Consider the following 10512-nt stretch of genomic DNA (forward strand, 5'->3'; position numbering starts at 1 on the left):
CGGCGCCCAGCGCGGGTTCGCGCCACGTCGCGGCGGTCGCGTACACTCGATCGCTGGGTGGTTGACCGCAACCACGCTGGCTGCTGTCCGGACCCGGTGGGTGCGGCGGCAAGCAGCGAAGGGCGGTCGTGCCAGCCGGGGTTGCATTCTGGTGACCCGTGAAGGGCACTAGCTCAACTGGTAGAGCACCGGTCTCCAAAACCGGGGGTTGGGGGTTCAAGTCCCTCGTGCCCTGCGTCGACAACGTCGGCCGTAGCAGGACATCCACGTCCGGCGTCGACCGATGAGGACAAGCCGATGCAGACGTACCTCAGACGAGAAGAAGCAGACGAGAAGAAGGAGCGCCGCCGGTGACGGATGCCAGCACGACCGCTGCACAGCGCGGTGCGAGCGCGGGCACACCTGCCCGCAGGGGCCTGGTCGCCCGGCTCGTCCTGTTCATCCGTCAGGTCATCGACGAGCTGCGCAAGGTGGTGCGCCCCACCCGGCAGGAGCTGCTCAACTACACCGCGGTGGTGGTGGTCTTCATCTGCCTGGTGATGGGCTTCGTCGTCGGCCTGGACCAGGTCTTCGAGCGTCTGGTCAGCTTCGTACTCGGAGAGTGACGACGTCGCCGAACCGACGTACGCGCAGGAACAGCCGGCACCGGCAGATCGCCTGGGCGCGCCCCGCACGACACACGCACGACGCAATGAAGGAAGCAGGTCAATGACGGATCAATGGACGCCCGAGAGCGCCGAAGCCGACGAGGCGGACGCAGCGAGGGTCGATTCCGGAGCCGGTGAGACGGCGTCCGCGGACGACACCCTTGCGGCCGAGCTGGACGCGGAGAGCGCCGACGGCGACATCGACTCCGAGCAGCGCGCGACCCCCGACCCGGGTGACGTCGCCGCCGACGACTCCGACTTCGCCAACGCTGACGAGACGGACACCGAGGACGTCGACCTGTCCGACATCCCCGACGCCCCCGAGGTCGAGGAGGGCACGCAGGCCGAGCTCGACGCCGAAGCCGATGAGGCCGACGTCGCCGCCGAGGACGAGGTCGAGGCCGACGGTCTGACCGTCGATGAGGACCCGCGCGAGACCTACATGGCGGAGCTGCGCTCGCAGTTCGGCGAGTGGTACGTGCTGCACTCCTACGCCGGTTACGAGAAGCGGGTCAAGGCCAACCTGGAGACCCGCATCTCCAACCTCAACATGGAGGACTACATCTTCCAGGTCGAGGTGCCGATGGAGGAGTTCACCGAGATCAAGAACTCCCAGCGCAAGGTCGGTACCCGCGTCCGGATGCCCGGGTACGTGCTGGTGCGCATGGATCTGACCGATGAGAGCTGGGGATCGGTGCGTCACACGCCCGGCGTCACCGGCTTCGTCGGCAACTCCCACCAGCCGTCCCCGCTGACGATCGACGAGGTCGTCACGATGCTGAACCCGGTCTTCGAGGAGCCCGAGGGCAAGGAGACCGGTCGTACGACGTCCGGCTCGGGCGCGCAGGGCAAGGGCGCTGAGGCGCCCGAGGTCGACTTCAACGTCGGCGAGTCCGTCACCGTCATGGAAGGGCCCTTCGAGACCCTTCCCGCGACGATCTCCGAGATCAACCCCGACACCCAGAAGCTCAAGGTGTTGGTGTCCATCTTCGGCCGGGAGACACCGGTCGAGCTGTCGTTCGAGCAGGTCGCCAAGATCTGATCGGCAGCACCGCCCTCGCCGCTGCGGCGAGGTTTGCAACCGGGTCATCGCCCACGGCGTGGGCCCATCACCAGGAAAAGGAAGTTCAGCATGCCCCCCAAGTCCAAGAAGGTCTCCGGCTTCATCAAGCTGCAGATCCAGGCCGGCGCCGCCACCCCCGCACCCCCGGTGGGTCCCGCGCTCGGTCAGCACGGCGTCAACATCATGGAGTTCGTCAAGGCGTACAACGCCGCGACGGAAGCCCAGCGCGGCAATGTGATCCCGGTCGAGATCACGGTCTTCGAAGACCGGTCCTTCACCTTCATCACCAAGACCCCGCCGGCCGCCGAGCTGATCAAGAAGGCCGCCGGCGTCGCCAAGGGCTCCGGTGAGCCGCACAAGACCAAGGTCGCCAAGCTGTCCAAGGCTCAGGTGCGCGAGATCGCCGAGCAGAAGATGAGCGACCTGAACGCGCACGACATCGAGCAGGCGTCGAAGATCATCGCCGGCACCGCTCGTTCGATGGGCATCGACACCGAGGCCTGATCGACTCTGCGCCGGCGGGCATCCCGTCCGCCGGCGTCCTGTGGCAGGGCCGGCTTCGGCCCGAGGACCACGACTCCACCGCACCACCCATAAGGAGCAGCACCATGAAGCGCAGCAAGTCCTACCGCGCCGCCGTCGAGAAGATCGACGGCGACGCGCTCTACAGTCCCCTCGACGCGGTCCGCCTCGCCAAGGAGACCTCGACCACCAAGTACGACGCCACGGTCGAGGTCGCGTTCCGCCTCAGCGTGGACCCCCGCAAGGCCGACCAGATGGTCCGCGGCACCGTCAACCTGCCGCACGGCACCGGTAAGACCGCCCGCGTGCTGGTCTTCGCCAACGGTGACCGCGCCGCAGCCGCCGAGGCCGCCGGTGCCGACTATGTCGGGTCCGACGAGCTCCTCGAGCGCGTCGCCGGCGGCTGGACCGACTTCGACGCCGTCGTCGCGACGCCGGACCTGATGGGCAAGGTCGGCCGTCTGGGCAAGGTCCTCGGCCCGCGTGGCCTGATGCCGAACCCGAAGACCGGCACGGTGACGATGGACGTCGCCAAGGCCGTCACCGAGATCAAGGGCGGCAAGATCGAGTTCCGCGTCGACAAGCACGCGAACCTGCACTTCATCATCGGCAAGACGTCCTTCGACGACAAGCTGCTGGTGGAGAACTACGGCGCCGCCCTCGAGGAGATCCTGCGCCTCAAGCCGGCCTCCTCCAAGGGCCGCTACATCAGCAAGGCGACGATGTCGACGACGATGGGTCCCGGCATCCCGCTGGACTCCTCCCGCACCCGCAACCTGCTGGAAGAGGCCACGGCCGACGCCTGATCGATCGACGTACGAAGCGCCCCTCACCCTCTCGGGTGGGGGGCGCTTCGTCGTCCGCGCCCCGAACTCCAGGGAACCTGTCTAGGTTGACGGGCGTCGTACCGACACACGCCGCCACGAGGGGAACCCATGAACACTTCGCGCACGTCGACCCATCGACCGAGCACAGCCGCCGCAGTCGCCGTACTGGCCGCCGGCTCCATCTTCGTCGTGGGCTGCAGTTCCAGCGGGGGCTCGCCGGGTGTCACCTCGAGCAGCGGCAGCTCCAGCGCCACGTCCGGCGGCTCCAGCACGAGCTCCAGCGCCAGCTCGACCTCGAGTTCCACACCGTCCAGCAGTGCGGCAGCGTCGTCGTACACCACGGGCCAGAAGATCGGCGCGGGCACGCTGCAGAACCGGATCAAGGCGGCCATCGTCAAGGCCGGCGGCACCTACTCCTCCACGACGACGTCCAGCGTCCTGACCTCGACGTCGCAGTCCAAGATCACCGGCGCCCGCACGGATGCGACCGTGCACGAGGTCATCCGGGGCAAGAAGGTGACGGTCATCATCGTCGACGGGGTGGCCTACATCTCCGGGACGGGCCTCGGCACCAAGCCCTACCTGAAGGTCACCAAGAACAGCACGGGCACCCTGGCAGAGAGCTTCAAACCGCTGCTCAACCTGGCCGGCGGGGGAAGCCTGAGCAACGCGGAGCAGTGGACGGTGGCGTCGTCCTCCGCCAGCGGCACCACCCTGACCGCATCGCCGGCCGCGGGCACGAACGTCACCGACACGCTCGATGCGAAGGGGCTGCCCGTCTCGACGGTGACCAAAGCCGCCACGGGCACCTCGACCATCAAGTACTACGACTTCGGCAAGCCGGTGACCATCACGGTGCCGCCGGCCTCTCAGGTCGCGGACATCAGCGGCGTGCAGTCCACCTGATCGGTGCGCCGGAGGGCCGATTTGGTCCTCCGGCCGCGCCGCTCCTAGACTGAGCGCACCAAAGACCGCCGGTTGCAGGCTCACCCGAGCCCGCCGAAGGTCCCGCCTTTCCAGGTAGGGCAACCAGCGCAGGTGAGCAAGAGGCAGATCCGACCATCGCGTCGGATCGGATGACGCGCGAGAGCGCCGTCGACACGAGCCCCGCGCCACCGCGCCGGGGCTCTTCTTCGTATGCGGGCCCATCACGCCGACGGCCACACCATCGAAGGAGGTCCGCATGGCGAAAGCTGACAAGGCTGCTGCCATCGCCGAACTGACGGAGAAGTTCCGTCAGTCCGATGCGGCCGTTCTCACGGAGTACCGCGGCCTGACCGTGGCGCAGCTCTCGCAGCTGCGCAGCTCACTGCGTGAGCACGCGACCTATGTCGTGGTGAAGAACACGCTGACCATGCGTGCTGCTGCCGATGCGGGCGTCACCGCCTTCGACGGCCAGCTGCAGGGACCGTCCGCGATCGCCTTCGTCACCGGTGAACCGGTCGAGGCGGCCAAGGGCCTGCGTGATTTCGCCAAGGCCAATCCGCTGCTCGTGATCAAGGGTGGTGTCCTCGACGGGAACACCCTCACGGCGGCTGACATCGACAAGCTCGCGGCTCTCGAGTCGCGAGAGACCCTGCTCGCCAAGTTCGCCGGAGCGATGAACGCATCGCTCAGTGGTGCGGCTGCGCTCTTCCAGGCGCCGCTGTCCCAGACGGCGCGCGTGGTCGAGGCGCTGCGCGCCAAGACCGAGCAGGAGGGTCCGGCCACCGCGCCGGCGCCCGAGACCGACGTCGCCGAGGGTGGCGACGAGAGCTGACATCCCTGCATCCGCAGGACGTCGGCAATCCACCAGTACATCCGCCACTCACGGCAGCAGTACCAACAGAAAGGACGCCACCTCATGGCGAAGCTCAGCACTGACGAGCTCCTTGACGCGTTCAAGGAAATGACCCTCATCGAGCTCTCCGAGTTCGTGAAGCAGTTCGAAGACACCTTCAACGTGACCGCAGCCGTCGCGGCCGCCCCGGTCGCCCCGGGTGCCGGTGGCGCCGCCCTCGAGGCCGAGGCCGAGCAGGACGAGTTCGACGTCGTCCTGACCGCCGCCGGCGACAAGAAGATCCAGGTCATCAAGGAGGTGCGCGCCCTCACCTCCCTCGGTCTGAAGGAGGCCAAGGACCTCGTGGACGGCGCCCCCAAGGCCGTCCTGGAGAAGGTCGACAAGGCTGCGGCCGACAAGGCCAAGGAGCAGCTCGAGGGCGCCGGCGCGACCGTCGAGCTCAAGTGATCACCCGGGTGTGACGGGGCGTCCGAGCCCTGACACACCCACCCGCGCCTACTGCGCGTGAGCGGCGGGATCGACCTACGGGTCGGTCCCGCCGTTCGTCGTCTCCGGGGAGGATCGCGCACGTTACCGGCCGGTAAGGCCGAGGTAAATTGTCTCCCCGGGCTTCGAATATTGCTTGTCGATCTTGTGCGTCTGGTGTGTGCTCACCCGCACGGACGCTCCAGACCGGGCGTCCGCGTCACGCACACAAACACACATGTCACGCAACGCCGACCCTCACGATGGGACACGTAACGCATGAGCAACGCACGCACAGCCTTTCGCACGATGAGCGGGCTCGCCGCCACCCTGGCGCTCGCCGCGGTCGCCGCAGGACCCGCGTACGCGAGCACCCCCGCCGCGCACGCCCAGCCGCACATCATCGGCGGAACGCAGGCCAGCTCCCCCTACATCGCCCAACTGGTCTTTGAGCAGGGCAGCGGCACCTACGGCTGCACCGGTGAGGCCATCTCGGCCGACTGGGTGCTCACCGCCCAGCACTGCATCGACGGCACCAGCTCGATGAACGTCTACTTCAGCAACGACACCTCCAACCCGGGCCCGGCGATCGCGGCCGACGACTTCGAGGCTTCACCGGACGGCGATGTGGCGCTCGTCCACCTGTCGCGCTCGGCCTCGATCGGGAGCTACGCGCCGCTCGCGAACTCCTACAGCCCCGCCTCCGGCGACTCGGGCACCATCTACGGCTACGGCCTGCGCGCCGGCGGCGCACAGCCGGACTACCTCTACAAGGCCGACGTGAACGTGCTCGGCTCCAGCACCGACGCTTACGGGGGACGGGCCGTGCACGTGCAGGGTCAGGACGGCGCGTCCAACCACGGCGACTCCGGCGGGCCCCTCCTCGTCGGCGGCGTGGTCGTCGGAGTGTGCTCGACCGGGGACACCGCCGACCCGGGCTCGGACATCCACGCGACCTCCAACTACGCGAATCTGACCGACAGCCGGGGATGGGTCTCCAGCACGGCCGGCGTGTGACGGCCTGATCGACCGGTGGCAGGGCCGGCCCCGGAGATCACCCGGGCCGGTCCTCGCCCGTTCTGCCGAGCCTCCGTTCCCCCGTCCTGGCGGGCGCGCGTGCTCGCTGGTCCCGCCGTCCTCGTCGTGCTCGGCGTGCCCGTCATGGGCAGCCCCGCGAAGATTTCTGGCGCGTGGTCCTTGACCCGGAAGTCTTCAGGGTGCACTCTCGGTGCTGCAAACCACGCAAGCGCGTCGGGACCGAGCGCCGCGATCACCAGCCAGCGCACGTACGCGCGGCCGGGGGACTCGCAGGCTGGCCGGTCCGGGTGCGACCGACCGAGGACCGGTGACCGGTCCGAGGCCGTCGAAGCCTGGTGGCGGGTGGACAGCCCATGCCTTCAGGTGTAGTGTTGTGCTTTGCGCTGCCCTCCATCAGCCAATCCTCACTGTCCACGGCACTCACCTCGTGCGTCCTCATCGGCCCGGTCGGCTACTACCGCCGCGGTGAAGACGTTCGATTTGCAGAGCCGGTGTCGCGCTGTCCGCGACCAGGACGACAGGGTCGGATGCCGGTTGGGAACGCGTGACCGAACCGCCCGCCCGTCAGGCCTGTGGAAGGACTCTCCTTGGCTGCCTCGCGCACTGCGACATCGAAACTCACTACGGCGAAGACGGCATCGGGCCGCCTCTCGTTCGCGAAGATTCGCGAACCGCTGGAAATGCCCGATCTGTTGGCTCCCCAGACGGAGAGCTTCGACTGGCTGCTCGGCAACGAGCGCTGGCAAGAGCGGGTCGCCGCGGCGAAGGCCGCCGGTAAGGCCGAGGTCAACGACCGCTCGGGTCTGGAGGACATCTTCGAGGAGATCTCTCCGATCGAGGACTTCGCCGAGACCATGAGCCTGTCGTTCCGCGACCACCGGTTCGAAGAGGTCAAGTACTCCATCGAGGAGTGCCGCGAGCGCGACATGACCTACGCCGCGCCGCTCTTCGTCACCGCGGAGTTCATGAACAACACCACCGGGGAGATCAAGAGCCAGACCGTCTTCATGGGCGATTTCCCGCTCATGACCGGCCGCGGCACCTTCATCATCAACGGCACCGAGCGCGTCGTCGTCTCCCAGCTGGTGCGTAGCCCCGGCGTGTACTTCGAGCGCAACCTGGACAAGACCTCCGACAAGGACGTCTACACCGCGAAGATCATCCCCAGCCGCGGTGCCTGGCTCGAGTTCGAGATCGACAAGCGCGACCAGGTCGGCGTCCGCGTCGACCGCAAGCGCAAGCAGTCGGTCACGGTCCTGCTGAAGGCCCTCGGCTGGAGCGAGGCCCAGATCCTGGAGACCTTCGGCCAGTACGACTCCATGCGCGGGACGCTGGAGAAGGACCACACCACCACCCAGGACGAAGCCCTCCTGGACATCTACCGCAAGCTGCGTCCGGGCGAGCCGCCCACCCGCGAGGCCGCCCAGAACCTGCTGGACAACCTGTACTTCAACGGCAAGCGCTATGACCTGGCCAAGGTCGGCCGCTACAAGGTCGACAAGAAGCTCGGCCTCGATGTCGCGCTCAACACCTCCACGCTGTCGGTCGACGACATCGTCGCCACCATCAAGTACCTGGTCGCGCTGCACGCCGGCGAGACCGAGATGACCGGCACCCGTGAGGGCAACGAGGTCACGCTGCCCGTCGAGGTCGACGACATCGACCACTTCGGCAACCGTCGCCTGCGCAACGTCGGCGAGCTCATCCAGAACCAGGTCCGTACGGGCCTGTCGCGGATGGAGCGCGTCGTCCGCGAGCGGATGACCACCCAGGACGTCGAGGCGATCACCCCGCAGACCCTGATCAACATCCGCCCCGTGGTGGCCTCGATCAAGGAGTTCTTCGGGACCAGCCAGCTGAGCCAGTTCATGGACCAGAACAACCCGCTCGCCGGACTGACGCACAAGCGTCGACTGTCCGCGCTGGGCCCGGGTGGTCTGTCCCGTGACCGCGCCGGCATGGATGTGCGCGACGTGCACCCCAGCCACTACGGCCGGATGTGCCCGATCGAGACCCCTGAGGGCCCGAACATCGGCCTGATCGGCTCGCTCGCGTCGTACGGGCGGATCAACCCGTTCGGTTTCATCGAGACCCCGTACCGCAAGGTCACCGAGGGTCGGGTCACCGACGAGGTCGTCTACCTGTCCGCCGACGAGGAGGACAAGTTCGTCATCGCGCAGGCCAATGCGGCCCTGACCGATGACGGCACGTTCGCCGAGGAGCGCGTGCTCGGACGCACCAAGGGCGGCGAGGCCAGCGACGTACCGGCCGGCGAGGTCGACTACATGGACGTGTCCGCACGCCAGATGGTCTCCGCGTCCACCGCGCTGATCCCGTTCCTGGAGCACGACGACGCCAACCGCGCCCTGATGGGTGCGGCCATGCAGCGTCAGGCCGTGCCGCTGGTCCGCTCCGAGGCGCCGCTGGTCGGCACCGGCATGGAGTACCGCGCGGCACTGGACTCCGGTGACGTGGTCCGCGCAGAGAAGGCGGGCGTCGTTCAGGCGGTCTCTGCTGATCTGGTGAACGTCATGAACGACGACGGCACCTACTCGACGTACAAGATCGCGAAGTTCACCCGGTCCAACGCGGGCACCTGCTACAACCAGCGCGTCGTGGTCACCGAGGGTGACCGTCTCGAGGCCGGTGGCGTCATCGCCGACGGTCCCGCGACCGACGGCGGCGAGATGGCCCTCGGGAAGAACCTGCTCGTGGCGTTCATGCCCTGGGAGGGTTACAACTTCGAGGACGCGATCATCCTCAGCCAGCGTCTCGTGCAGGACGACGTGCTCTCCTCGATCCACATCGAGGAGCACGAGATCGATGCCCGCGACACCAAGCTGGGCCCGGAGGAGATCACCCGCGACATCCCCAACGTCGCCGAGGAGGTCCTCGCCGACCTGGACGAGCGCGGCATCATCCGCATCGGTGCCGAGGTCCGCGATGGCGACCTGCTGGTCGGCAAGGTCACGCCCAAGGGCGAGACCGAGCTGACCCCGGAGGAGCGCCTGCTGCGTGCCATCTTCGGTGAGAAGGCGCGTGAGGTCCGTGACACGTCGATGAAGGTCCCGCACGGCGAGACCGGCACGATCATCGGCGTCAAGGTGTTCGACCGCGAGGAGGGTGACGAGCTGCCCCCGGGTGTGAACCAGCTGGTGCGCATCTACGTCGCCAACAAGCGCAAGATCACCGACGGCGACAAGCTCGCCGGCCGACACGGCAACAAGGGCGTCATCGCCAAGATCCTGCCCGTCGAGGACATGCCGTTCCTGGAGGACGGCACCCCGGTCGACGTCGTGCTCAACCCGCACGGTGTCCCGCGCCGGATGAACCTCGGGCAGATCCTGGAGTTGCACCTGGGCTGGGCCGCCAGCCGTGGATGGGACATCGCCGAGAACACCGGCGACACCTCGTTCAAGTCCGAGATCGCCGCCGACGCGCACCAGGCCCCGCCCGGTTCCCGCGTGGCGACCCCGGTCTTCGACGGTGCGTCCGAGGGCGTCATCACCGGACTGCTCGACTCCACCCGTCCTACCAGGGACGGCAAGCGCCTCATCGGTGCGTCCGGCAAGACGCAGCTGTTCGACGGTCGCTCCGGTGAGCCGTTCCCCGAGCCCGTCTCGGTCGGTTACATGTACATCCTGAAGCTGCACCACCTGGTGGACGACAAGATCCACGCCCGTTCCACCGGCCCGTACTCGATGATCACCCAGCAGCCGCTCGGTGGTAAGGCGCAGTTCGGTGGTCAGCGGTTCGGTGAGATGGAGGTCTGGGCACTGGAGGCCTACGGCGCGGCGTACGCGCTGCAGGAGCTGCTCACCATCAAGTCCGACGACGTGATCGGCCGGGTGAAGGTCTACGAGGCCATCGTCAAGGGCGAGAATATCCCGGAGCCGGGCATCCCGGAGTCGTTCAAGGTGCTCATCAAGGAGATGCAGTCGCTGTGTCTCAACGTCGAGGTCCTGAGCAGCGATGGTCAGATCATCGACCTGCGTGACTCCGACCAGGAGGTCTTCCGCGCAGCGGAGGAGCTCGGCATCGATCTGTCGCGGCGCGAGCCCAGCAGCGTCGAAGAAGTGTGATCGCCACCCGTACGGCGGCGTGCGCAAGCCGCCGCCGTACGGGGATCGCTCTTCATCTCCTGACTAGCTAGAACAAACGAAAGAAGGA

General features: G+C 67.5%; 9 protein-coding genes and 1 tRNA gene. All 10 read left to right on the plus strand.

Annotated features, from left to right (window positions below):
• Positions 1–162: 162 nt before the first annotated feature.
• The 10 genes from JOB34_RS13375 (at position 163) to rpoB (ending at position 10424) form a co-directional block, all read left to right on the plus strand.
• Positions 163–235, plus strand: a tRNA-Trp gene (locus JOB34_RS13375).
• A gap of 115 nt (positions 236–350) precedes the next feature.
• Positions 351–605 (plus strand): preprotein translocase subunit SecE, encoded by a 255-nt coding sequence (gene secE / locus JOB34_RS13380; RefSeq protein WP_179482657.1) that lies wholly within the window; start codon positions 351–353, stop codon positions 603–605.
• Positions 606–708: 103 nt separating this feature from the next.
• Positions 709–1689: a transcription termination/antitermination protein NusG gene (gene nusG, locus JOB34_RS13385; protein WP_208053171.1), complete on the plus strand. Its 981-nt coding sequence runs from the start codon at positions 709–711 to the stop codon at positions 1687–1689.
• Positions 1690–1779: 90 nt separating this feature from the next.
• Entirely contained in the window at positions 1780–2214 is a 435-nt protein-coding gene (gene rplK / locus JOB34_RS13390; RefSeq protein ID WP_179482653.1) for a 50S ribosomal protein L11, read from the plus strand.
• A 104-nt stretch (positions 2215–2318) separates the two neighbouring features.
• Entirely contained in the window at positions 2319–3038 is a 720-nt protein-coding gene (rplA, locus tag JOB34_RS13395) for a 50S ribosomal protein L1 (protein ID WP_208053172.1), read from the plus strand.
• A gap of 129 nt (positions 3039–3167) precedes the next feature.
• On the plus strand, positions 3168–3965 hold the full coding sequence (locus JOB34_RS13400) for a hypothetical protein (RefSeq protein WP_208053173.1): 798 nt from the start codon (positions 3168–3170) through the stop codon (positions 3963–3965).
• A gap of 277 nt (positions 3966–4242) precedes the next feature.
• Complete coding sequence (rplJ, locus tag JOB34_RS13405; protein WP_179482646.1) at positions 4243–4818, plus strand: 50S ribosomal protein L10; 576 nt, start codon at positions 4243–4245, stop codon at positions 4816–4818.
• A gap of 84 nt (positions 4819–4902) precedes the next feature.
• Positions 4903–5286, plus strand: coding sequence for a 50S ribosomal protein L7/L12 (gene rplL, locus JOB34_RS13410; protein WP_208053174.1), 384 nt, complete (start codon positions 4903–4905; stop codon positions 5284–5286).
• Between the two features lie 297 nt (positions 5287–5583).
• The gene (locus JOB34_RS13415) at positions 5584–6321 is read left to right on the plus strand and encodes a S1 family peptidase (protein WP_243758092.1); all 738 of its coding nucleotides are present in this window, start codon (positions 5584–5586) and stop codon (positions 6319–6321) included.
• 608 nt (positions 6322–6929) lie between these two features.
• Complete coding sequence (rpoB, locus tag JOB34_RS13420; RefSeq protein ID WP_208053175.1) at positions 6930–10424, plus strand: DNA-directed RNA polymerase subunit beta; 3495 nt, start codon at positions 6930–6932, stop codon at positions 10422–10424.
• The last annotated feature ends 88 nt before the right edge of the window (positions 10425–10512 follow it).

It is taken from the genome of Allobranchiibius sp. GilTou38, assembly GCF_017565325.1.
GTDB lineage: Bacteria > Actinomycetota > Actinomycetes > Actinomycetales > Dermatophilaceae > Allobranchiibius > Allobranchiibius huperziae.

Coding starts and splice junctions, on each gene's coding strand:
- nusG (WP_208053171.1), top strand. CDS start 709: ATGACGGATCAATGGACGCCCGAGAGCGCCGAAGCCGACGAGGCGGAC.
- rplK (WP_179482653.1), top strand. CDS start 1,780: ATGCCCCCCAAGTCCAAGAAGGTCTCCGGCTTCATCAAGCTGCAGATC.
- rplA (WP_208053172.1), top strand. CDS start 2,319: ATGAAGCGCAGCAAGTCCTACCGCGCCGCCGTCGAGAAGATCGACGGC.
- JOB34_RS13400 (WP_208053173.1), top strand. CDS start 3,168: ATGAACACTTCGCGCACGTCGACCCATCGACCGAGCACAGCCGCCGCA.
- rplJ (WP_179482646.1), top strand. CDS start 4,243: ATGGCGAAAGCTGACAAGGCTGCTGCCATCGCCGAACTGACGGAGAAG.
- rplL (WP_208053174.1), top strand. CDS start 4,903: ATGGCGAAGCTCAGCACTGACGAGCTCCTTGACGCGTTCAAGGAAATG.
- JOB34_RS13415 (WP_243758092.1), top strand. CDS start 5,584: ATGAGCAACGCACGCACAGCCTTTCGCACGATGAGCGGGCTCGCCGCC.